Below are 21,145 nucleotides of genomic sequence, written 5' to 3' on the forward strand. Positions count from 1 at the left end.
GCGTTCGGCTTTCCGCCTTCCCGCTATCGTTCCGTTTATCGTTTGGAGAACTGGAAGCGCTTGCGCGCCTTCGGACGGCCCGGCTTCTTCCGCTCGACGACCCGCGGATCCCGGGTCAGCATGCCGTGGGCACGCAGGGTGCGTCGCCGGTCCTCGTCCATCGCGAGCAGGGCGCGTGCGATACCCAGACGCGTCGCCTCCGCCTGGCCGGTGACTCCGCCCCCCCGCACCCGAACCGTGATGTCGTACAGGCTCGCCGCTTCCGTCACCTCGAGCGGCGCCGAGACGAGGGAGCGGTGCCGCGGTATGGTGAAATACTCATCGAACGACCGACCGTTCACGCGCACCGTTCCCGCACCCTGTTTCATCGTAACTCGCGAGACCGACGCCTTGCGCCGTCCCACCGACTGGACCTGTTCCGTTGCCGCCAACTCTCTTCTCCCTGACCGTTCCGCGCGAGCCGACTCGTCCGCTAGCCCGCGACCGTCTCGAGGGGCCGCGGACCTTGCGGCGTGTGGGGATGCTCCGGCCCCCCGTAGACCCTCAACTTCCCGAGCATCTTCCGCCCGAGGGTGTTCTTGGGGAGCATGCCCTTCACGGCCAGCCGGATCACCCGGTCGGGATACCGCGCGAGCATGCGCCGGAAGGGGATGAACCGCTCGCCGCCCATGTATCCGGAATGTCGGAAATACTCTTTCTGGTCGGCCTTGTTTCCGGTCAGCCGCACACGCCCGGCGTTGATCACGACGACGTAGTCGCCTGTGTCGAGGTGCGGGCTGTAGATCGGCTTGTGCTTTCCGCGAAGGACGGTCGCGACCTGGGTCGCGAGACGACCGAGCACCTGATCCGTGGCGTCGACCACGAACCATTCCCTCTCGATCTCACCCGCCTTTACCGAATACGTCTTCATCCGTTCTGCCTATCGCAAAAAAACCGCCCGGCAGGTTGGTTGCCGAGCGTGTGACGACCGCGGAACCCGTGCGGGTTGCGCGATAGCCCGTAATGCTACCCCGGCGTTCGTGTGAAGTCAATCACGGCGGACATGGGCACGGATCCGGCGGGGAGCGGCCGCCTCACCTCTCCGGTTTCGTCGTGGGAAACCGCCACGCGCCGCCCGGACCGCCGGAATCCACGAACCCGCGCAGCCCGTGCCTCTCGGCGCCGGCACGGAGCCGGGACAGCGCGCGCTCCTTGAGTTGGCGCGCCCGTTCACGGGAGACGTCGAGCTCGACGGAGATGTCGGAAAGCGATTGGGAATCCTCGAACCCCAGTCCGAAGTACCGGCGCAGGACCTCGCGCTCGCGCGGCGGCAGATCGGTGAGGCTCGCCTCGATCGCGTCGCGAAGCCGGTCTCGCACCACGCCGGTGCCCGGCTCCGGCGTCCGCTCGTCCGGGATCAGTTCCTCGAGCGTGCAGGCGGCGCCGGGCGCGACCTGATCGAGCGACAGCCGGAGCGGCGCCGGTTCGCCGGGCGAGGGGCGTTCGTCCTGGCCCGCGATGGCCTGCAACATCGCCCGCCGGACCCAGAAATGCGCGTAACTGACGAAGCGCACGCCGCGATCCGGATCGAACCGGTCGGCCGCGCGGACCAGCCCCAGATTCCCCTCGTTGACGAGGTCCGCGAACGGCACTCCGCGCCCGCGATAGCTTCGCGCGACCGAGACGACGAAGCGAAGGTTGGCGCGGATCAGGCGGCGGCGTGCGGCCAGGTCGCCGGCCCGGATCTTCCGCGCCAGTTCCGCCTCGTCCTCCATGTCGAGCAATCGCTCGCGCCCGATGTCCGCCAGGTATCGTTCGAAGGTTCGAACCATTCTCGCTCGCGTCTGGGTTGCCGCCGGCCGGGGCGGCGGGAGGTTCAGTCGATGCCGCGCAGGATGCGGCTCCAGCGAATGTCGGTGAGCCAGGACCAGTGGCCCTTCGGCTCGCGCTCGTACGAGTAGTACACCAGCATGGGCCGGCCCCGGATCGAATCTCTCGGAACGAAGCCCCAGTAGCGGGAGTCCTCGGAATTCGACCGGTTGTCGCCCATGACGAAGTAGTGGTCGCCCGGGACGACGAGGGGTCCCCAGTTGTTCCGGGTCGGCAGGTACCCCGCGCGGCGCGCACGGCCGGTCAGGAAGCGGCGCTGCCACTCGAACTTCGGGCTCGGCGCATCGGGGAAGTTCGACGCTGCCTGCACGTAGGGCTCCTGGAGCGGGAGGCCGTTCACGAACAGCTGCGCCCGCCGCATGCGCAACGTATCCCCGGGCATCCCGACGATGCGTTTCACGTAGTTCGTGCGGGGGGGTTGATCGGCGGATTCCGGCGGCTCGAACACGATCACGTCCCCGCGGGTCGGCGTATCGAACGCCGGGAGTTCGAGGTCGGTGCCCGGGATCTCGGCGCCGTACACCATCTTGTTCACAAGCAGGAAGTCGCCGATGAGGAGCGTGTTCTCCATCGACGCGGTCGGGATCTGGAAGGCCTCGACCACGAACGTGCGGATGAAGAGGAAGAGGATGAGCGCGATGAAGATCGACTTCGTCCACTCCCACATCCATCGGCCGACGGACGCGTCGTGGCCCGCGCGGGCGCGCGGCGGGGGCGTCAGGAGCTTCCGCGCCCCGCCCCTGATCGGCTCGGCTTTTTCAGCCGGTCGTTCCTCCATGCCCGCCTTCATGCCCGCCGTCCCTTCTCCACGCTCCGCCGATCGGCCCACCCGTTCCGGTCTCCGCTCCGGCACCTTCTCCCAATGATTTGAGGGAAGGCCTCAACGGGCTCTCACCCACCCGGCCTCACCAATCGACATCGATCTGCGCGCGCTGCAGCGTGCCGCTGTAGTCGATGTACGCGACCTTGGTTTCCGTATAGAATTCGTACACCTCCCACCCCCCTTCCCGGTGCCCGTTGCCCGTGGCCTTGACGCCCCCGAAGGGGAGGTGGGCCTCCGCCCCGATCGTGGGGGCGTTCACGTACGTGATCCCGTTGTCGAGTTCCTCGACGGCCCGGAAGGACGCGTTCACGTCCCGGGTGTAGATCGACGACGACAGCCCGTAGCGCACTTCGTTGTTGATTTCGAAGGCTTCCTCGAGCGTATCGAAACAGATCACGGAGAGCACGGGGCCGAAGATCTCCTCGACCGCCGTTCGGTGTCCTCTCTCGACCCCGGTGAGGACCGTCGGCTCGTAGAACCAGCCATCGCCCAGGCCCCCGTCCGATGGCCGGCGCCCTCCGGTGGCGACCGTCGCACCCTCCGCTTCGGCGATCGCGACGTACCGCTCGCACTTGTCGCGCGCCGCCTCGTGGACCAGCGGGCCCACGTCGACGCCGGCCTCGAGCCCGTCGCCCAGCCGCAGCGATCGGGCCTCGTAGCACAGCCTTTCCACGAACTCGTCGTGGATGTCGCTCTGCAGGAGCAGACGGCTCGTCGCCGTGCAGCGCTGGCCGGTCGTGCCGAAGGTGCCCCACAGCACACCGTCCAGGGCGAGATCCGGATCCGCGTCGGAGAGGACGATCTGCGCGTTCTTGCCCCCCATCTCGAGCGACAGACGCTTGTGCATGCGCCCGGCGATCTCGCCGATCCGGCTGCCGGTCTCGGTGGAGCCGGTGAAGGAGAGACCCGGCACCCCGGGGTGCTCGACGATCGCCTGCCCGATCGTCTCGCCCCGCCCGTGCAGCAGCTGCACGCACTCGGGCGGGAGGCCGGCCTCGAGCAGGATCTCCACGAACCGGTGCGCGCTGTGGGGCACGTCCTCGGAGGGCTTGTAGATGATGCTGTTCCCGCACAGGAGGGCCGGGAAGATCTTCCAGCTCGGGACCGCGACCGGGAAATTGAAGGGGGTGATGATCCCGAACACGCCGATCGGGCGGCGGAAGGACATGGCCCACTTGTTCCGGAGCTCGGACGGCGCCGTCCGCCCGAACAGCCTGCGTCCCTCGACCGCCGCGTAGTAGGCCGTGTCGATGGCCTCCTGGACATCGCCGCGCGTCTCCTCGAGGACCTTCCCCATCTCGCGGGTCATCGTCCGCGCGAGTTCCTCCTTGTGCCGGGTGAGGAGGTCTCCGGCCCGCTTCAGCACGAGCCCTCGCTCGGGCGCCGGCGTCCTGGACCAACCTTCGAATCCGCGCTGCGCCGAAGCGACCGCCGCGTCGAGTTCCGACGGGCCGGTGTCGGGGAAGAGCCCGATCAGATCCGACGTGCGGGCCGGGTTCCGGTTCTCCATGTACTCGCCGCTGGCGGGCGCCGACCATCCGCCCGCGATGTGGTTCGGGAACTTCTCAGTCATGCCGGGAAGACTCCGCTCTGGGTCCGTGGTTCGGGTGTCCGGCAAGGGATGCCGGGTGGAAGGGTCGACGGACCGACCGCCCTCGGCGCCGTTCGTCAGCGATGCAGGAGGAGGATGATCTCCTCGTTCTCCACGCGCACGTCCGCGACGGCCGCCGGGATGTCGAAGAGCAGGGCTTGCCCGTTCATGCGCAACCCCAATTGCTGCCCGGCCATGCCGAGCAGGAGGGGATGCACGGGGATGACCCCCGCCTGGAGGCTGACGAGATGGATGCGTCCCTCGCCCACTTCGCCCACCTCCGGAAAGACTTCCGCCGCGACGAGAGCCGAATCCCCGAACATGCGCCCGAGGCTCGCCGCCGCGTCCCCTGCTATCGTGAGCCGGGTGAAATCGACCTGGGCGGAGAGGGCCACGATCGAGTCGCGCAGTTCGATCGCGGGTGCCCCGATGCCGGCGGGCAGCTGCGTAGCGAGGATGTATTCGACGTAGCTCTGAAGCTCCGTCTCGGTGAACCGCGTCTCGGCGGCGCCGCCGCCCGACGCCAGCTCCCGCAGGACGGTCTCGACGCGGGCGGCCGCCTCGGGACTCGGTTCGGGCATGGCGATGTCCTCGCCGTCCACGTTCGCGAGCCACCGCTCGATGTCCTCCCGCAGGATCCAGCCGGTGACCAGCAGGGCCAGCAGGAAGACGAGGAAGCCAAGTCCTGTGAAGAGTCTTCGGAAGATGCCCATCTGGTCGACCGCCTCCGACGTGAATCGGTACAGGGGTGGAACGTAGCACCCGCGCCCGCGGGCCGCGTCAGGCGCCCGTGCCCGCAAGGGGACAGGAGGCCACCTCCGTATGACGAGCACCGCGCGGGAGAAGTTTACTCCGCATGAGGGACACTTCGTGCATCGCCACGGTAGTCTCGAAACGCACCCGGGCGATCGCGTCGGTCAGACCGCGGGGCGCGGGGGGGCGGGGGATGCGTCCCACGGTGACATGTGGCCGGAAGGGCTTGGGCTCCGGGGCGATGCCGGCCCGGACGACCGCGGCTTCCACGGAGCCGTGGAGATCGAGGAGCGCGGAGGCGTCCTCCACGCCCACCCAGATCACACGGGCGCGGCGTAGCGACGGGAAGACGCCGGCGGCGCGCAGCCGGAGGTCGAAGCGGGGAAGGTCCGCCGCGGCGGCAGCGATCGCCCGCGCGAGCGGCGCCTCGCGGCTCCGCTCCGTCTCGCCGATGAAGCGCAGCGTGAGGTGCAACTGCTCGACGGGTACGGGGCGGACGCCTTCGAGAGCCCGCAGGGCATCCGTGGCGCGCGCGATGCCCTCGCGCACCCGAGGCGGGAAGCGAAGCGCGACGAAGAGCCTCGACCGCGCCGGAGTGGCGCCGTATCCTGCGGGGCCGGTCAAGACCGCGCCGACCCAGCCGACCCAGCCGACCCGATGCCTGCCGCCATGATCCTCCTCATCGACAACTACGACTCGTTCGCGTTCAACCTCGCGCGCTATCTCGAGGAACTGGGCGAGACGGTGCGCGTCCGGCGTAACGACGAGGTCGATCCGGGCGCGCTGCGAGACGAAGGGCTCTCGCATATCGTGATTTCTCCGGGCCCCTGCACGCCGGCCGAGGCCGGGGCTTCGGTCGAGGTGATTCGCGCCGTGGGCGCGGAGATCCCGATCCTCGGCGTCTGTCTCGGACACCAATGTATCGCCGCCGCGGTCGGCGGACGGGTCATCCGCGCGGGCCGGCCCATGCACGGCCGCCTCTCGGACATCCGCCATTCGGGACGGGGGCTGTTCGCCGGCCTGCCCTCGCCGCTGGAGGTCACCCGGTACCACTCGCTCGTCGTCGACCCCGCCGATCCCGGCCCCGGCCTCCGCGTGACGGCGGAGACGGAGGCGGGCGAGGTGATGGCCATCGAGCACACCGCGTGGCCCGTGTGGGGGGTGCAGTTCCACCCGGAAGCGGTGCTGACCGCCGGGGGACACCGCCTGCTGGGCAACTTTCTCGCGCTCGGGAGGGGCGCGGCCCCGGCCGCGGCCCCGGTCGAGGCCGAGCGCTGCCCGGAACTCCCCCCCGGGGCCCTCGCGAAGTAGCCGCACGCTAGATCGATCCGCGAAAGCGAATCGCTTCAGCGACGTGCCCCTCGGACACCCGCGCCCGCGCGTCGAGGTCCGCGATCGTCCGGGCGACGCGGAGCGCGCGGTGGTAGCCGCGCGCGGTCAGGTCGAGGCACGTCACGGCCTTGCGCAGCAGCGCGCGGCCGCCCCGGTCGACGGCGCACACCCGCTCGAGCCGGGCCGGCGCGATGCGCCCGTTCGTGCTCCCCTGGCGGCGGGCCGCGAGAGCGCGCGCACGCGACACCCGCCGCCGAACGGCCGCGCTCGCCTCGACGCGGCCCTTGCCGGCCAGATCCTCCCAGCGCACCGCGGGCACGTCGACCAGCAGGTCGATCCGGTCCAGGAGCGGCCCGCTGACGCGCTGGCGATAGCGCCGCACCGACTCATCGGGGCAGCGGCAGCGGCCGGAGACGCCCCCGTAGCCGCACGGACAGGGGTTCATCGCGGCCACGAGGGTGAATTCGGCCGGAAAGCTGGCCGATCCGGCCGCGCGGACGATGCGCACCTGCCCCTCCTCGATCGGCTGCCGGAGCGCTTCGAGCGTACGCCGGCCGAACTCCGGCAGTTCGTCCAGGAAGAGCACGCCGTGATGCGCCAGCGAAGCCTCGCCCGGTCGCGGGCGACTTCCGCCTCCGATCAGGCCCGCCGCGCTGATCGAGTGGTGCGGGGCCCGGAACGGGCGCGTCCGCTTCAGCCCCGCCCCGTCGGACAGGAGCCCCGCCACGCTGTGAATCGCCGTCACGTCCACGGCCTCGGGGAGCGCGAGTCGCGGGAGCAGCCCGGGAAGGCAACGGGCCAGGCTCGTCTTGCCGGAGCCGGGACAGCCGGACAGAAGGAGGTTGTGACCACCGGCCGCGGCGATCTCGAGCGCCCGCTTGGCGACCGGCTGGCCCTTCACGGCGGAGAGATCGAATTCCCCGGCGGCGGGCGTCTCATCCTGCGGCAGCCCCCGGGCCGGCGACAGCAACGCCGGGGTCAGGCGGCGGCCGCCGTTCTTCAACGCGACGAGGATCCGGCCCAGCGACTCCGACGCCCCCAATTCTATGCCCTCCGCCGCCGAGGCCTCCCGCAGGTTGGCGCTCGGCAGGAGGAGCCGGTCGACGTTCGGATCCGCGGCCGCGTAAAGCGCGATGGGAAGGGCGCCCCGAACCGAGCGCAGCGAACCGTCGAGCCCGAGTTCGCCCACCGCCATCGTCCCCCGCAGGGCGTCCTGCGCGATGTCGCCCTTGGCGCACAGGATCCCGAGCATGATCGGCAGGTCCAGCGCCGCACCCGTCTTCGGGAGGTCCGCCGGCGCGAGGTTGACCGTGATCCGCAGTCCGGGAACGTGCAGCCCCATCTGCGCCGCAGCGGCCCGGATCCGCTCGCGGCCCTCCCGCACGGCACCCTGCGCGAGACCTACGATCTGTATGATGGGCGTCCCGGTGATGAGGGACACTTCCACGCTCACCGGCCGCACGTCGAGCCCCATGACCGCGGCCGACATCACCGACGCCGATCCCATTGACCTCGCCATACCGTTCTTCGCTCCCGCCCCGACATTCTTATACGTTCCCAGAGGGTCATGATCGACATTCATCTCAACCGACCCTCAAACGAGGCGGGCGATTGCGGAAAAGAGCCCTGGGATCGAAAGGGCGCGCGCTGGCGGTCTCGGTTCTCCTCCTGAGTCCCCTCCCGGCAGGCGCTCAGGAACTCGACGCGGGCCACCTCCAGATACATGTGGACGGGCGGCGCGTGGGGAGCGAGCGCTTCCGGGTCTGGCGCGCCGGATCCACCGTCAACGCCGTGGCCAGAATCGAGATCGTGCAAAGGCCGGCGCGGGAGGTGGGGCTGCAGATGGATCCCGACCTGCTCCCGATGCAGTACGAGGTCGAGGAGGGGCGCTCGGTCCTGGTGAGCGGCGAACGGTTCGCGGACCGGGTCCGCTTCCAGTTCGCGACCGCCGGGGGCGAGGGCTGGAAGGAGTACATGGTGCAGGAGGTGGGGGCGATCGTCGAGCCGGGCGTGGCGCACCATTATCTTCTCCTGGTCCGCACCATGAGGAAGGCGCCGGAGGGGCGTCTGGAGGTGCTGCTCCCGCTCGCGGGGCGATCCGTTCCTGCACGGCTGACGGGTGAGGGTCCGGACAGCGTCGAGATCGGTGAGGGCTCCGTGGCCGCCACGCGCTACGACCTCGAAGTCGATGGCGCCGGGCTGAGCGTCTGGCTGGATGCGGACGACAAGCTCCTGCGCGTGGTCGAACCCGGAGCCCGCCGCGAGGCGATCCGCGCGCCGGTGGAAGGCTGACCGACTCGGGCCGGGAAGCGCCGACGGTTCAACCCGGGACAGAAACCTGGAGAGGAAGATGGAACACACGCATGCGTCGTCCGAAGCGCCGCCGGAGAAGGCTGCGATCCCCCCCCTTCCCGTCCGCATCCTGCAGGTCTTCGTCTCGCCGGCGAAGCTGTTCGACGCGATCCGGGAGCGGCCCGCGTGGCTCGGGGCCGTTGTGGGCCTCGTCGTCCTGGGCGCCGCGGTGCAACTCCTGACTCCGGTCGTGGTCCCCGAAGACGTGCGGCGGGCGATGTTCGAGAGTCAGATCGGGAGGTTCATCCCGCCGGGGGCGGATCCCGAGTTGCTCGAGCAGCAGGTCGAGTCCGCGATGTCCCGGGGTCCGGCGGCCGGAATCGCCACGGTGGTGATCGCCACACCCATCTTCCTGTCGCTCATCGCGGGCCTCTCCTCATCGCGTTCAACGTCATCATGGGGGGCGAAGGCCGGTTCAGGCAGCTGTTCAGCGCCGCCGCCCATGCGAGCTACGTCACCACGGCGGGATCGATCGTCGGGCTCGCTCTGATGACGCTCGGCTCCCACGAGCCCCTGCTGACGCCGGGTCTCTTCCTGCCGGAGGTGGCAGGGTTCATCGGCAGGTTCCTAAACGGAATCAACATCTTCTCTGTTTGGACGTGCGGGGTGCTCGGCGTAGCCGTGAGCCGCATCTACCCGGAGCGATCCGCGGCGGCCGGCACGACATATCTTCTCGTACTCTATCTGCTCGTGGTGGCCGTCTTCGCGGCGCTGGCCGGTCTCATGGGCTGATCCGGGGCCCGCCACACCGCCGCTGCGCGGGCGAAACCAAGCGTGTGGCGAGGACGTACCCTTGCACAGTGAATCACGGAATCGTGCGGACAGCCCGCCAAGTCTCGAAATAAAGGTTGTGGTGCAGGATGCTGAAAGCGTTTCATCGCGGTGGTCGTTCTCGGACTGCTCGCCGACCATGGGATATCTGGCCACGCAGCGTGAGGCGGGCCGAGTGGTGGAAGTCAGGGTCGACCAGGTGGGGCTTCGCAGTCTCGTGGCCGAGGTCTCCGCCACGGGACACATCGAGCCCAAGACGCACGTGGACATCACCACCGATGTCGCCGGGCGGATCATCGACCTCCCCGTGGAGGAGGGGCAGGACGTCGCGGAAGGGGACCTTCTTCTCCAGATCGATCCGGCCCTCTTCCGAGCGGCCGTGGACCGGGCCGAGGCCGGCCTCGCTCAGGCGCGCGCCGGCCTCGCCCAGCAGCAGGCCGCCTACGACCAGGCGCAACGGGACGCGGACCGGCTCACGACGCTGCAGGAGCGCGGCACGGACTTCGTGACCGAAGCCGAGGTCGAACAGGCGGTGACCGGCGCGGTGGTCCAGGAACGGCTCCTCGAGGCCGCGGAACACCAGGTCGAGCAGGCCGTCGCGAGCCTCGATCAGGAACGGGACCGGCTCGGGAAGACGACGATCAAGGCGCCGATGTCGGGCAAGATCACCCGGCTCAACGTGGAGCGTGGCGAGACCGCGATCGTAGGGACGATGAACAACCCCGGGACCGTGCTCCTCACCGTCGCGGATCTGTCCGTGATGGAGGCCGTGATCGAGGTGGACGAGACGGATGTGACCAGCATCGTGATCGGCGATTCCGCCTACATCGAGATCGACGCGTTCCCGAACCAGCGCTTCGTGGGAACCGTGACCGAGATCGGCAACAGTTCGATCGTACCGCGGAACCCCTCCCAGACGGGCTCGGCCCAGGCGATCGACTTCGAGGTGAAGATCGAACTGCGCGCACCGCCCGAGGGGATCCGGCCCGACCTTTCCGCCACGGCCGACATCATCACGGACACCCGGGACAACGTGCCCAGCATCCCGATTACGGCGCTCACCCTGATGGACGCGGACGACTACGAGGAGATCCCCACCGAGAACCTGCCTGCCCGGCCGCAGTCGGAGAACCTCCGGGACATCGAAGGCGTGTTCGTGGTCGAGGGTGACCAGGTCCGCTTCCGGCCCGTCGAGATCGGGATCGCCGGTGACAGCTACTTCGAGGTGATCTCGGGGATCGAGGCCGGAGCGACGATCGTGTCGGGCTCGTTCCAGGCGATCCGCGAACTCGAGGACGGGAACAGGGTCAGAATCGACCGGGCGGCGGGTGCCGCGGCCGCGGCGAGCGGCAGTGACGGCAGCGGGGAGAACGGACGATGAGCGGAAACGGGCCGACACCGGCGATGATCGTCACGCGCGACCTCAGGAAGGACTACGTGATGGGGGCCGAGGTCGTGCACGCGCTCGCGGGCGTCGACATCGAGATCCCGCGCAACGAGTACGTCTCGATCATGGGACCGTCGGGTTCCGGCAAGTCGACGCTCATGAACATGATCGGCTGCCTCGACTCACCGAGCGGGGGAGAGTACGTGCTCAACGGGCAGCCGGTGCAGCACCTGAAGGACGATGACCTGGCCAGGATCCGGAACCGCGAGATCGGATTCGTGTTCCAGACCTTCAACCTGCTCCCGCGCGCGACGGCCCTGCACAACGTCGAACTGCCGCTCATCTACGCCGGTATATCGAGCAAGGAGCGGCACAAGAGGGCGGCGCACGCACTCGACATCGTGCAGCTGTCCGACCGCATGGACCACAAGCCCAACGAGCTTTCCGGCGGCCAGCGCCAGCGCGTCGCGATCGCGAGGGCGCTCGTCAACGAACCCTCGATCCTCCTCGCCGACGAGCCGACGGGGAACCTCGACTCCTCGACCTCCGAGGAGATCATGGACGTGTTCGACACGCTGCACGCGAACGGCCAGACGATCATCATGGTCACGCACGAGTACGACATCGCGGCCCGCTCGCAGCGCGTGATCTCGCTCGTCGACGGGAAGGTGGAAGCGGAGATGTCCCCGGACTACTACCTCACGCGGGGCATCGGGCCGTTCGGCGGCGGCCGGGCCGCTGCGCGGCCGGACAGAGAAGCCGATGCGGTGCCTGCCGCGGCGCGGGAGGCGCCCGCGGCGCAGGCCGCGGGCGAGAGGGCGGCCGCACCCCCGGCGGCGGCGGCGCCATCCGTGGGCGGGGGGCCCGGCGGTCTCGGGAGGCCATTCCGCAACCCGTGGGCACCTCCCCCCGAGCCACCCCTCGAGAGCGGCGTCGAGCGCCAGTAAGGAGCTTCGACGATGCGATTCTGGGAGGGCATCCGCCTCTCGCTGCAGCAGGTCTGGGCGCAGAAGCTCAAGTCTTTCTTCGCGCTTCTCGGCATCATCATCGGAATCACCTTCCTCATCGCGGTAATCACGATCGTGGAGGGGATGAACCGTTACGTCCGCGAGGACTTCGCGGGTTCGATCTTCGGCGTGAACACGTTCACGGTCGTACGGCGGCCAACGATGCAAACGGGCCGCATCGACGAGGCCGAGCGGCGGCGGTGGCGGAGCAACCCGGAACTCAGCATGCGGGATGTGGAGGTCGTGCGCTCTGCCGTGCCGGAAGCCCGCTATCTGGCGTACTACGCGCAGACCGGTGTGTCCTCGGTGCGCTACGCCCAGCTCGAGCGGCGGAACGTGCGGCTGGTCGGCGGGTCGCCGGACTACGGGACGGTGCAGGGGTGGACCGTGGAGGAGGGCCGCGGTCTTACGCCGATCGACGACCGGCAGGCGCTCTCCGTGGCCGTCATCGGGGCTCAGGTCGCCGAACGGCTCTTCCCGACCACGTCCCCGATCGGGAAGCGGATCCGCGCGGGCGGGCACGGGTTCCGGGTCATCGGTGTGCTGGAGGAGCAGGGCGGGTTCATAGGCAATATCCGGGATGCCTCCGTCCTCATTCCGTTCGAGACGTTTCAGCGCACGCTGAGCCGACGGCGGCTCGAGGTCGATGGGATCACGGTAAAAGTGAACCGCGCGGAAGAGCTGGATCCGGCCATCTCCGAGGTGGAAGGCGCGATGCGCAGCGAGCGCCGCCTTCGTCCGGCCCAGCCGAACAACTTCGGGATCGAGACGTCGAGCGGCCTTCTGCAAGCCTGGGAGACGATCAACCGCGTCCTCATGACGGCGCTCCCCGGCCTGGTCGGCATCTCGCTGGTGGTCGGGGGGATCGTGATCATGAACATCATGCTGCTCTCCGTCACGGACCGGACGCGGGAGATCGGGCTCCGGAAGTCGCTCGGGGCCCGGCGCCGGGACATCCTCTTCCAGTTCCTCACGGAGGCATCGATGCTCTCGATCGTCGGCGCGGCGCTCGGGATCGGGGCGGGATTCGGCCTCGCCCTGCTCATCGAACGTGTCTCGCCCCTGCCGGCCGCCGTTTCCGTGCCGGCCATGATCATCTCCCTCGTGCTCGGGCTCGGCGTCGGCATCACGTCGGGGCTCTATCCGGCCTACCGCGCCGCCCGGCTGGACCCGATCGAAGCGCTGAGATTCGAGTAGCATGAGCCCGCGTGGAGGTGCCGGCATGGGGTTCTTCGCGACGATGGCGGAGGGGATCGCGGTCGCCTTCGACTCCCTCGGGGCCAACAAGGTCCGAAGCGGCCTCACGATCCTGGGCGTGACGATCGGGGTCCTCGTGGTGATGGTCATGGCGGCCGTGATCACGGGCATCAACAAGAGCTTCGAGGCGGCGATGTCGCCCAGCGGCATCACGACGTTCTACGTCTCGCACTGGGACTTCACGTCGGGAGGCATCGGCGGTCCCCTCGACGAGGAGGAGCCGGCTTTCTTCAGGAATCCGCCGCTCGATCCGGAGTGGACCCGGGATCTCGGACGGCTCCCGGGAATCCAGAGCGCGGCCCCGATGGTCGAGATGAACGGGGGGTACGAGGCGAGCGTCGGGTCGGACCGCGCCGAGATCTCCCTCATGGGCGTGGGCGCCGACTACCTCGAGATCTACAGCGGCGATGTCGCCCAGGGCCGCTGGTTCACGCACTCCGAAGCCCAGCGTCGGGTGCCGGTCGTCGTGATCGACTCCGCCGTGGCGGTCGACCTGTTCGGGCAGCGCGACCCGGTCGGCCGGGACATCCGGATTGGCGCGGGTCGCAACGCGGCCATGTTCCGGGTGATCGGCGTCTACCGGATGCCGGCGAACCTGTTCTCCGGGCTGGCCACGCACTACGTGTGGGTTCCGTTCGCGACCGCGGACAAGTTGCTGAGTATCTGGGACCGGACGATCAGTTTCATCGTGCGGCCGGAACCCGGGGCCGATCCGCAGGCGGCGCTCGACGTCACGTACGCGCGGATGCGCCAGCTTCGGGGGCTGGAGCCTGCGGAGGAGGATGACTTCGCCATCATGACGCAGGACCAGCTGCTGAACCTCTGGAACCGGCTCACCGGCGTGCTGTTCGCGGCCATGATGGGCCTGTCCAGCATCGGACTCATGGTCGGCGGCATCGGCGTCATCGGCATCATGATGATCTCCGTGACGGAGCGGACGAAGGAAATCGGGCTGCGCAAGGCGATGGGCGGGCGGCGGCGCGACATCATGTGGCAGTTCCTCGTCGAGGCGGCCACGCTCACGCTGCTCGGCGGAGCGGTCGGGATGCTGCTCGGCGGCGGCCTCGTTTGGGTCGTGAACCAGTTGACACCCCTCACGGCCATCGTGCCGCTGTGGTCGATCCTCGTCGCACTCGCGGCCTCGGCGCTGACCGGTATCGGATTCGGGCTCTACCCGGCCTCGCGGGCCGCGCGTCTGGACCCGATCGAGGCACTGCGCTACGAGTAGCGCGTCCGCACGCCGATGACCGATACGCCGCTGGACCTCCTCGCCGTGGCGGCCCACCCCGACGATGCCGAACTCACCTGCGGCGGGACGCTGGCTCGTGCCGCCGAGCAGGGCTATCGGACCGGCATCCTCGACCTGACGCGCGGCGAGATGGCCTCGCGCGGGAGTCCCGGGATCCGAGCCGAGGAGGCGGCCCGGGCGGCGGCCGCGCTGGGGGTCGCGGTGCGAGCCAACGCCGGACTCCCCGACGCGCGCCTCGAGAACTCGCAGGAGGCGCGCCGGGTCGTGGTCGCGCACCTGCGCCGGCTCTCGCCCGCGACCGTGATCCTGCCCTACCCGCGCGGGCGGCACCCCGACCACCGGATCGCCTCGGAACTGGCGCGCGACGCCTGTTTCCTGGCGGGACTGCGCCGCTACGATGGCGGCCCCGCACGGCGACCGGAGAAGGTGCTCTACGCCATGGCGTACCGCGAAGACGCGGTGAAGCCGACCTTCGTCGTGCCGCTCACGGAGGCGCAGTTCGAGCGCAAGATCGAGGCGGCGCGCTGTTACGCGTCACAGTTCGAGGGGTCGACGGCGGCGGGCGAGATCTTCCCCACCGGGCAGTCGCTCATCGAGCGGATCGAGACGGCTTCGCGGCACTACGGCTCGCTGATCCGGGCCCCGCACGGCGAGCCGTTTCATACGGACGAGACGATGCGGGTGGAGGACGTGATGGCGCTCGGCGTCCGGTCGCTGTAGGCCCTTTCGGCCGCGCAATCAGGCGCCGCCGGGATCAGCCGCCGCAGCGAACCTCGACGAGCAGCCGCCTCCAGCTCGGCTCCGACTCCGGGCCTACCTTCAGCACCTGGACGCGAGCGGACCCGCCCCGACGCATCCAGGGGGCGAGCCAGGCACCGATCTCACGCGGAAGGTGGCCCACGGGGTCTCCGGCGGGAACGTGGACCCACACGTCATCGGGCTGGCCGCCGGGCGGATCGGGGATGAGGAGCAATTCTTCCCGGGGACTGACGGTGTCGAGGTGGCGGGCGCGGTCTTCAAAGGCGAGGCCGTGTACGGTGGCCCGGAACACCGGGGCCCCGAGCGGCGGCAGGGTTTGGTCGTCGGGAGTCTGCCCCGGGGGTCGTGGCGCCGGGGGGGTCGGCCCCGACGCGGACGGTGGTGGTTCCATGCACTCCATCCCGAGTTGCGTCGTCGTTCCAAGCTTCGACACAATAGACCGTCTTTGCCGACCGGGCGAATCTCGGGCGGATCCCGGGCGAACCCACGCTGAAGATGACGATCATGAAGGCGGACCAGGAGCGTCTCTATCTCGATTACGCGGCGACCTGGCCCATGCGCCCGGAGGTGTGGGAGGCCATGGGCGCGGAGCTGCGGCACGGCTACAACCCGGCCAGCGCGCACGCGCCGGGACGCATGGCGCATCGCAGTCTCGAACTCGCCCGGGGGCGGATCGGGGAACTCCTGGGCTGCGCCCGATCGTGCATCTACTTCACCGGCGGCGGCACGCAGTCCGACAACCTCGCCATCCTCGGTTTCGTGCGGGCGCACGAGAGTTCGGGACCGCGCGTCTTCGTGTCGGAGATCGAGCACAAGGCGTGTCTGGAGGCGGCGGATCGCGGCGGGCTGGAGGGCGCCCGCGTGTCCCGCATCCCGGTGGACCGCTCCGGGACCCTCGACCTCGAATGGTTGCGGCGCGGGATCGAGGCCGACCCGGCCGCGCCGACCCTGATCTCCGTGATGTGGGCCAACAACGAGATCGGCACCGTGCAGGCCATGGACGATCTCGTCGCGCTCGGACATGAACACGGCGCCCTCGTGCACACGGACGCGGTGCAGGCGATGGGGAAGGTCGACGTCGACCTGGAGCGCACCCCGGTCGACCTGCTCTCCGCCACCGCCCACAAGCTGGGCGGACCGGTCGGGATCGGCCTGCTCTACCGCCGGCCCGGGGTGACGCTGGAGCCATTGAGCTACGGGGGCGGCCAGGAGCGGTCGATGTGGCCGGGGACGCAGAACCCGATCGGCGCCACGGGCTTCGCGACCGCGCTGGCGCTCGCGGTCGTGGAGCGGGAGGCGGAGGTGGCGCGCTGGACCGCGCTGCGCGACCACCTCGAGGGGCGGCTCCTGGCGGAGATACCGGACGCCCGCATCCACGGGGGCGAGGCGCCCTTGCGGCTGCCCAACCTCGTCAGCGTGGGGATCTCCGGGTGCGACAGCGGGGCGCTCCTCGTCTCCCTCGACTTCGAGGGCATCGCGGCCTCGGGCGGGTCCGCGTGCGGGTCCGACTCGAGTGTCGGTTCGGGCGTGCTCGACGCCATCGGCGTTCCCGGCGACGCGCCCTATGCGGCGGTGCGATTCAGCTTCGGCCACGAGACCACCCGGGCGCACGTCGACCGGGCCGCGGACGCGCTCGCCCGCGTCGCGGCGCGGGTCCTCGCCCTCACCGCCTGACGGGGTCGTCCGCATGATCGCGCCATCCCGCCTCGGCCGCTTCGCGGACTCCGTGCTTGTCGCCATGTCCGGCGGCGTGGATTCGTCCCTCACCGCGGCGCTCCTGGCGCGCGAGGGCCGCCCGGTCATCGGCGTGACGATGAAGACGTTCTGCTACTCCGGCGTCGAGGGGCCGAGCCGCACCTGCTGCGGTCTGGACGGGATCGCCGACGCCAAGTCCGTCGCGGCCCAGCTCGACATGCCGCACCACGTCTTCGATGTGGAGGAGGACTTCACGCGGGACGTGATCGACGACTTCGTCTCCGAGTACGCCGCGGGGCGGACGCCGATCCCCTGCGTGCGCTGCAACAGCTTCACGAAGTTCCGCGACCTCCTGCGGCGGGCGGACGGGCTGGGCTGCCGCTGGCTGGCCACGGGGCACTATGCGCGCGTCGTCCGACCCGGGGCCGGCCGGCCGGAACTCCGCCGCGGGGCGGACGACCGCAAGGACCAGACCTACTTCCTGTGGGGGATACCCCGGCGGGCCCTGGACCGCCTCCTGCTGCCGGTGGGCGACCTCACGAAGCCGCAGGTGCGCGCCGAGGCGCGGCGGCTCGGTCTCGACACGGCGGACAAGCCGGAGTCGTTCGAGATCTGCTTCGTCCCCGACAACGACTACGCCGGGGTGCTGCGCCGCTACCTGCCCGACGACCACCCCGCCCTCTCACCGGGCGCGATCCGGCTCGAAGACGGCTCCGAGGCCGGCCGTCACCCCGGTTACGCGCACTACACCGTGGGCCAGCGCAAAGGCCTGCCGGGGGGCTTCGCCGAGCCGATGTTCGTGCTCGAGATCCGGCCGTCGTCGCGCGACGTGGTCATCGGACCGCGGATGTCTCTGGCGCGTTCGCGCGTCGTCGCGGGAGGCGTGAACTGGCTGGCCGACCGCCCCGCCGCCGGCGAGCGGATCGGCGTGCGCATCCGGCACGGGGCACCGATCGTCAACGCGGACGTGCTCGAAGCGACGTCGACGGGCTTCTCGCTGGATTTGCCGACGCCGCAGGCGGCGATCACCCCGGGCCAGAGCGCCGTGCTCTACCGCGGCGACCTCGTCCTCGGGGGCGGCATCATCGTCAGTGCGGGAGGCCCTCTTGCTTCGCGAGTTCCTTGACGGTCCTGAGGCCCTCCGTGGAGAGGTCGGGCGTCTCCACCACCACCCTGACGAGCTGATCACCGCGGTTCTCTCCGCGCCGGAGGCCCTGGCCGCGGATGCGGAACGCGGTGCCGCTCTGTGTGCCGGGCGGAACCCTCAGCACGACTTTGTTCCCGTCGATCGTCCTCACCCTGATCTTCGAGCCGAGGATCGCCTGCGCGACGTTGATCGGCACCTCGCAGGCGAGGTCCAGCCCGTCGCGTGTGAAGAAGCGGTCCGGTTCCACCTGGAACTTGATGATGAGGTCGCCGGGCGGGCCGCCGCGGGGACCGCGCTCGCCCTGGCCCGACAGACGCACGCGCGAACCCGTCTCGACCCCAGTCGGCACCTTTACGCTCAGCTTCCTGCGCGTACTCACCTGCCCGCGGCCCGAGCAACTGGAGCACGGGGTCTCGGGCACCATGCCCCGCCCCACGCACACGGGACAGGGGCGGGTGACGGAGAACCCGCCCTGCCCGAAGGTGACCTCTCCCTTCCCCCCGCACTCGGAGCAGCGCTCGAGTGACGTACCGGGGGCCGCGCCGTTGCCGTCGCACGTCGCGCATTCCTCGCTGATCGGGACGGTGACCGAGACCCTGCCGCCGCGCGCGGCGGTACGCAGGGGGATCGTGACCAGGTACTCGACGTTGCGCCCCCGCTTGGGCCCTTCCTTCTCCGGCTTCGCCTTCTTCCCGAAGTCGAAGATGGAAGAGAAGATCCCGCCGATCCCGCCCAGGTCGGAAAGGTCCTCGAACTTGAAGCCGCCCGCACCCCCGGGCGCGCCCCCCGCCGGGCCCGGGCCGAACGGGCCGAGGGCGCCGTACTTGCGCACCCGGTCGTACTTCCGGCGCTTGTCGGAATCCGACAGGACGCCATGCGCCTCGGAGACCTCCTTGAACTTCTCCGTCGAGGCCGGGTCCCCCGCGTTCGCGTCGGGATGGTGCTTCTTGGCGAGCGAGCGGTAGGCCTTCCGGATCTCGTCCGCGCTCGCGTTCTCGGCGACCCCGAGAATCTTGTAGTAGTCCTTCGCCTGCGTCGACATCGGCTCAGGTATCTTCTTCGTCGTGACGGAAGACCGTGACGCGGGCCGGGCGGAGCAGCCTGTCGCCAAGGCGATATCCGACGAGGACGACGTGCGACACGAGTTCATCCTGCTCGCGGTCGTCCGTCGGCGTCATCATGAGCGCGTCGTGGAGCTTCGGATCGAAGCGCTCGCCCGCCGGGTTGACCTGCTCCACCCCGCCGTCCGCCAGAACCTTGGCGAACTTGCGCGCCACGAGCCCGATCCCCTCGTGCAGCGTCTCCCTCGTCGCGCCATCGATCGGTGTTTCGGCCACGCGCTGCAGGTCGTCCATGACCTCGAGCAGCGTGCTCGCCAGTCCCGCGCGGGCGCCCTCTCCGGCTTCGCCCAGTTCCCGCCGCGTCCGGCGCCGGAAGTTGTCGAACTCGGCCGCGAGCCGGAGATAGCGGTCGTGGAGCGCGGCGAGTTCGTCGGCGGGGCCGCCCTCCTCCCGGGCCCTGGGCGCGGCCACCTCATCGACGTGCCCGGGCGTTTCCGCCTCCTCGGCATCCCCGGCCGCGGCGTCCGAGGTGCCCGGGCCGGCCTCCGCCGGCTCTTCGCTCTTCGTATCCCGTCTCTTGTCCCGCTTGACCATCGACTATCCTCGCAAGATCTGGCTAACGGTCAGTCTCCTGGTACACGCGAACCCAACCAGCGCATCGCCTCCTCGGCGGCGGCTTCGCGGATCTCCTCCCGGGTGCCCTGGAAGTGGTGACACCGGACGGCGCGCGAAGGACCGTCGAGGGCGATCCACACCGTGCCCACGGGCTTCTCGGCGGTCCCGCCCGATGGTCCGGCGATCCCGGTGACGGCGAGGGACCAGGTACTGTCCCCCGCACACCGGGCTCCGGCGGCCATCTCCCGGGCCACGGCCTTCGACACGGCGCCGTGTCGGCGGAGCGACGCTTCCGATACGCCGAGAAGCGCCCGTTTGGCGGCGGCATCGTAGCTTATCAGCCCGCCCCGGAACACCTTCGAGGCGCCCGGCACGGCGGTGAGCGCGGCCCCGATGAGCCCCCCCGTGCAACTCTCGGCCAGCACCAGCGTGTGGCCCCTCCGGTCGAGGCGCCCGATGAGCGCGGCGGCCGCGTCGAACAGCGCGCGGCCGTCGTTACGAATGGCGCCCCGCAATGACGCGCGAGAAGGTCGCCACGTACGTAACGGCCGAAATCAGCGTGAGGACGACCGCGACCGTGAGGAAGACCGTGGTGCACCAGCCGAGGAAGGCGGAGAACCAGCGCCACGCCTGGCCGGATGGCGCGGCGAATCCCGGCGTCAGGAAGGCCACCCAGAGGATCGCCGAACAGATGAAGATGTTCTGGGCGAGCGTCTTTCTCTTACCCAGTGTCAGCGCCGCGACGACCCGGCCCCGCCGTGCCGCGAGGAACCGGAGAAGGGTGATCAGGAGTTCGCGCCCGAGGAGCACGATGACGACCCAGAGCGGGATGACGTCGAACAGGGGGAGAGATCCCGCTCCCGACTGGCCGAGGTTGATGCTGTAGACCGGAAGCAGCGCCGCGACGAGCAGCAGCTTGTCGGCCAGGGGGTCGACGATCTTCCCGAACGAGGTGACCTGATTGCGCGCCCTCGCCAGATGCCCATCCCACAGGTCGGAGAGGGCGGCGGCGAGGAAGACGGCGAAGGCGATGATCCGCGGCAGCGGGCTGGGCTGCAGGAGCAGCGCGGTCACCACCGGCGCCGCCAGGATCCTCGCCGAGGTGATGGCGTTCGGGAGATTCAGGATGGTTCTCCGCTTCCGACGAATCCATCGCCCGCGAGCGCGCCCTCGAGACGGCTGAGGATGGTGGAGGCCCGCTTCCGAAGCAGGGGGCGCTCCTCCCAGGTCAGGTAGTCGCGAAGCAGCGGCAGGTCGTCGACCGATGGGTGTGACTTGAGATAGCCGAGCGCCGCCAGACGCCGGAGCGGATGCGGGCTGAACAGTTCGCGACGGTGTCGTCGCATCTGGTCGCGCGCCAGGTATATCCCGAGGCCGACCGCGGCGGCGGCGCCGAGGAGGGCGGCCGCGGCGATCTTCCACGCCGTCGAGGTGTCGCGCTCGGGGTCTCTGTACTCGATCCGGGTCGTCATCGTGC

25 protein-coding genes are annotated in these 21,145 nt (G+C 69.9%); 11 read left to right on the forward strand and 14 right to left on the reverse strand.

The genetic code is table 11. From position 1 onward, the window contains the following. Positions 1–35: 35 nt before the first annotated feature. The 7 genes from rpsI to thpR form a co-directional block, all read right to left on the reverse strand. Entirely contained in the window at positions 36–431 is a 396-nt protein-coding gene (gene rpsI, locus ACPXY0_RS10965; RefSeq protein WP_419940887.1) for a 30S ribosomal protein S9, read from the reverse strand. Between the two features lie 41 nt (positions 432–472). After that, positions 473–910, reverse strand: a complete 438-nt coding sequence (gene rplM, locus ACPXY0_RS10970) for a 50S ribosomal protein L13 (protein ID WP_419940886.1) — start codon at positions 908–910, stop codon at positions 473–475. A gap of 163 nt (positions 911–1,073) precedes the next feature. Beyond that, the gene (locus ACPXY0_RS10975; RefSeq protein WP_423924566.1) at positions 1,074–1,811 is read right to left on the reverse strand and encodes a sigma-70 family RNA polymerase sigma factor; all 738 of its coding nucleotides are present in this window, start codon (positions 1,809–1,811) and stop codon (positions 1,074–1,076) included. Between the two features lie 44 nt (positions 1,812–1,855). Next, positions 1,856–2,722, reverse strand: a complete 867-nt coding sequence (lepB, locus tag ACPXY0_RS10980; protein ID WP_423924567.1) for a signal peptidase I — start codon at positions 2,720–2,722, stop codon at positions 1,856–1,858. A 52-nt stretch (positions 2,723–2,774) separates the two neighbouring features. Then, complete coding sequence (locus tag ACPXY0_RS10985) at positions 2,775–4,265, reverse strand: aldehyde dehydrogenase family protein (protein WP_423924568.1); 1,491 nt, start codon at positions 4,263–4,265, stop codon at positions 2,775–2,777. A 95-nt stretch (positions 4,266–4,360) separates the two neighbouring features. Then, positions 4,361–4,996, reverse strand: a complete 636-nt coding sequence (locus ACPXY0_RS10990) for a hypothetical protein (protein WP_423924569.1) — start codon at positions 4,994–4,996, stop codon at positions 4,361–4,363. Positions 4,997–5,063: 67 nt separating this feature from the next. Then, positions 5,064–5,660, reverse strand: coding sequence for an RNA 2',3'-cyclic phosphodiesterase (gene thpR / locus ACPXY0_RS10995; protein WP_423924570.1), 597 nt, complete (start codon positions 5,658–5,660; stop codon positions 5,064–5,066). A gap of 45 nt (positions 5,661–5,705) precedes the next feature. Here thpR and ACPXY0_RS11000 point away from each other — a divergent pair, with 45 nt between their 5' ends. Continuing rightward, positions 5,706–6,347 (forward strand): anthranilate synthase component II, encoded by a 642-nt coding sequence (locus ACPXY0_RS11000; protein WP_423924571.1) that lies wholly within the window; start codon positions 5,706–5,708, stop codon positions 6,345–6,347. 7 nt (positions 6,348–6,354) lie between these two features. Here the strand turns inward: ACPXY0_RS11000 and ACPXY0_RS11005 are convergent, their stop codons facing one another. Beyond that, positions 6,355–7,887 (reverse strand): YifB family Mg chelatase-like AAA ATPase, encoded by a 1,533-nt coding sequence (locus ACPXY0_RS11005; RefSeq protein ID WP_423924572.1) that lies wholly within the window; start codon positions 7,885–7,887, stop codon positions 6,355–6,357. Between the two features lie 92 nt (positions 7,888–7,979). On the opposite strand from ACPXY0_RS11005, the gene ACPXY0_RS11010 reads away from it, so the two are divergent. From ACPXY0_RS11010 to bshB1, 8 genes are all read left to right on the forward strand, one after another. Beyond that, positions 7,980–8,660, forward strand: coding sequence for a hypothetical protein (locus ACPXY0_RS11010; RefSeq protein ID WP_423924573.1), 681 nt, complete (start codon positions 7,980–7,982; stop codon positions 8,658–8,660). Positions 8,661–8,718: 58 nt separating this feature from the next. Then, positions 8,719–9,210, forward strand: a complete 492-nt coding sequence (locus ACPXY0_RS11015) for a hypothetical protein (RefSeq protein ID WP_423924574.1) — start codon at positions 8,719–8,721, stop codon at positions 9,208–9,210. Further along, entirely contained in the window at positions 9,210–9,452 is a 243-nt protein-coding gene (locus tag ACPXY0_RS11020) for a hypothetical protein (RefSeq protein WP_423924575.1), read from the forward strand. The genes ACPXY0_RS11015 and ACPXY0_RS11020 overlap by 1 nt, the downstream gene beginning before the upstream one ends. A 214-nt stretch (positions 9,453–9,666) precedes the next feature. Next, a complete protein-coding gene (locus ACPXY0_RS11025; protein ID WP_423924576.1) occupies positions 9,667–10,872 on the forward strand; it encodes an efflux RND transporter periplasmic adaptor subunit in 1,206 nt (401 codons plus the stop codon). After that, positions 10,869–11,825 carry an ABC transporter ATP-binding protein gene (locus ACPXY0_RS11030; RefSeq protein ID WP_423924577.1) on the forward strand — a complete coding sequence of 319 codons (957 nt, stop codon included), beginning with the start codon at positions 10,869–10,871 and terminating at the stop codon, positions 11,823–11,825. Before ACPXY0_RS11025 ends, ACPXY0_RS11030 begins: the two co-directional genes overlap by 4 nt. Positions 11,826–11,837: 12 nt before the next feature. Beyond that, the gene (locus ACPXY0_RS11035) at positions 11,838–13,082 is read left to right on the forward strand and encodes an ABC transporter permease (RefSeq protein WP_423924578.1); all 1,245 of its coding nucleotides are present in this window, start codon (positions 11,838–11,840) and stop codon (positions 13,080–13,082) included. A gap of 25 nt (positions 13,083–13,107) precedes the next feature. Then, positions 13,108–14,370, forward strand: a complete 1,263-nt coding sequence (locus tag ACPXY0_RS11040; RefSeq protein WP_423924579.1) for an ABC transporter permease — start codon at positions 13,108–13,110, stop codon at positions 14,368–14,370. 15 nt (positions 14,371–14,385) lie between these two features. Then, entirely contained in the window at positions 14,386–15,111 is a 726-nt protein-coding gene (gene bshB1 / locus ACPXY0_RS11045; RefSeq protein ID WP_423924580.1) for a bacillithiol biosynthesis deacetylase BshB1, read from the forward strand. Positions 15,112–15,145: 34 nt separating this feature from the next. Here the strand turns inward: bshB1 and ACPXY0_RS11050 are convergent, their stop codons facing one another. Then, a complete protein-coding gene (locus ACPXY0_RS11050; RefSeq protein WP_423924581.1) occupies positions 15,146–15,541 on the reverse strand; it encodes a hypothetical protein in 396 nt (131 codons plus the stop codon). A gap of 113 nt (positions 15,542–15,654) precedes the next feature. Here ACPXY0_RS11050 and ACPXY0_RS11055 point away from each other — a divergent pair, with 113 nt between their 5' ends. Then, positions 15,655–16,824, forward strand: coding sequence for a cysteine desulfurase family protein (locus ACPXY0_RS11055; RefSeq protein ID WP_423924582.1), 1,170 nt, complete (start codon positions 15,655–15,657; stop codon positions 16,822–16,824). A 13-nt stretch (positions 16,825–16,837) separates the two neighbouring features. Further along, entirely contained in the window at positions 16,838–17,971 is a 1,134-nt protein-coding gene (gene mnmA / locus ACPXY0_RS11060; protein ID WP_423924583.1) for a tRNA 2-thiouridine(34) synthase MnmA, read from the forward strand. Here the strand turns inward: mnmA and dnaJ are convergent. From dnaJ to ACPXY0_RS11085, 5 genes are read right to left on the reverse strand one after another with little or no spacing between them, the layout of a single operon-like run. After that, the gene (gene dnaJ / locus ACPXY0_RS11065; RefSeq protein ID WP_423924584.1) at positions 17,934–19,034 is read right to left on the reverse strand and encodes a molecular chaperone DnaJ; all 1,101 of its coding nucleotides are present in this window, start codon (positions 19,032–19,034) and stop codon (positions 17,934–17,936) included. The two genes, mnmA and dnaJ, sit on opposite strands and share 38 nt — an antisense overlap. Positions 19,035–19,038: 4 nt before the next feature. Further along, entirely contained in the window at positions 19,039–19,647 is a 609-nt protein-coding gene (locus tag ACPXY0_RS11070) for a nucleotide exchange factor GrpE (RefSeq protein ID WP_423924585.1), read from the reverse strand. A 29-nt stretch (positions 19,648–19,676) separates the two neighbouring features. Then, positions 19,677–20,183: a CinA family protein gene (locus ACPXY0_RS11075; protein ID WP_423924586.1), complete on the reverse strand. Its 507-nt coding sequence runs from the start codon at positions 20,181–20,183 to the stop codon at positions 19,677–19,679. Beyond that, positions 20,164–20,895, reverse strand: coding sequence for a CDP-diacylglycerol--glycerol-3-phosphate 3-phosphatidyltransferase (pgsA, locus tag ACPXY0_RS11080; protein ID WP_423930666.1), 732 nt, complete (start codon positions 20,893–20,895; stop codon positions 20,164–20,166). The genes ACPXY0_RS11075 and pgsA overlap by 20 nt, the downstream gene beginning before the upstream one ends. Then, entirely contained in the window at positions 20,790–21,140 is a 351-nt protein-coding gene (locus ACPXY0_RS11085; RefSeq protein ID WP_423930760.1) for a hypothetical protein, read from the reverse strand. The genes pgsA and ACPXY0_RS11085 overlap by 106 nt, the downstream gene beginning before the upstream one ends. Between the last annotated feature and the right edge of the window lie 5 nt (positions 21,141–21,145).

Source organism: Candidatus Palauibacter sp. (assembly GCF_965237495.1).
In the GTDB taxonomy this organism is placed as follows: domain Bacteria; phylum Gemmatimonadota; class Gemmatimonadetes; order Palauibacterales; family Palauibacteraceae; genus Palauibacter.

Coding starts and splice junctions, on each gene's coding strand:
- rplM (WP_419940886.1), bottom strand. CDS start 910: ATGAAGACGTATTCGGTAAAGGCGGGTGAGATCGAGAGGGAATGGTTC.
- ACPXY0_RS10975 (WP_423924566.1), bottom strand. CDS start 1,811: ATGGTTCGAACCTTCGAACGATACCTGGCGGACATCGGGCGCGAGCGA.
- ACPXY0_RS10985 (WP_423924568.1), bottom strand. CDS start 4,265: ATGACTGAGAAGTTCCCGAACCACATCGCGGGCGGATGGTCGGCGCCC.
- ACPXY0_RS10990 (WP_423924569.1), bottom strand. CDS start 4,996: ATGGGCATCTTCCGAAGACTCTTCACAGGACTTGGCTTCCTCGTCTTC.
- ACPXY0_RS11000 (WP_423924571.1), top strand. CDS start 5,706: ATGATCCTCCTCATCGACAACTACGACTCGTTCGCGTTCAACCTCGCG.
- ACPXY0_RS11005 (WP_423924572.1), bottom strand. CDS start 7,887: ATGGCGAGGTCAATGGGATCGGCGTCGGTGATGTCGGCCGCGGTCATG.
- ACPXY0_RS11015 (WP_423924574.1), top strand. CDS start 8,719: ATGGAACACACGCATGCGTCGTCCGAAGCGCCGCCGGAGAAGGCTGCG.
- ACPXY0_RS11020 (WP_423924575.1), top strand. CDS start 9,210: ATGACGCTCGGCTCCCACGAGCCCCTGCTGACGCCGGGTCTCTTCCTG.
- ACPXY0_RS11030 (WP_423924577.1), top strand. CDS start 10,869: ATGAGCGGAAACGGGCCGACACCGGCGATGATCGTCACGCGCGACCTC.
- ACPXY0_RS11035 (WP_423924578.1), top strand. CDS start 11,838: ATGCGATTCTGGGAGGGCATCCGCCTCTCGCTGCAGCAGGTCTGGGCG.
- ACPXY0_RS11040 (WP_423924579.1), top strand. CDS start 13,108: ATGGGGTTCTTCGCGACGATGGCGGAGGGGATCGCGGTCGCCTTCGAC.
- bshB1 (WP_423924580.1), top strand. CDS start 14,386: ATGACCGATACGCCGCTGGACCTCCTCGCCGTGGCGGCCCACCCCGAC.
- ACPXY0_RS11050 (WP_423924581.1), bottom strand. CDS start 15,541: ATGGAACCACCACCGTCCGCGTCGGGGCCGACCCCCCCGGCGCCACGA.
- ACPXY0_RS11055 (WP_423924582.1), top strand. CDS start 15,655: ATGAAGGCGGACCAGGAGCGTCTCTATCTCGATTACGCGGCGACCTGG.
- mnmA (WP_423924583.1), top strand. CDS start 16,838: ATGATCGCGCCATCCCGCCTCGGCCGCTTCGCGGACTCCGTGCTTGTC.
- dnaJ (WP_423924584.1), bottom strand. CDS start 19,034: ATGTCGACGCAGGCGAAGGACTACTACAAGATTCTCGGGGTCGCCGAG.
- ACPXY0_RS11070 (WP_423924585.1), bottom strand. CDS start 19,647: ATGGTCAAGCGGGACAAGAGACGGGATACGAAGAGCGAAGAGCCGGCG.
- ACPXY0_RS11085 (WP_423930760.1), bottom strand. CDS start 21,140: ATGACGACCCGGATCGAGTACAGAGACCCCGAGCGCGACACCTCGACG.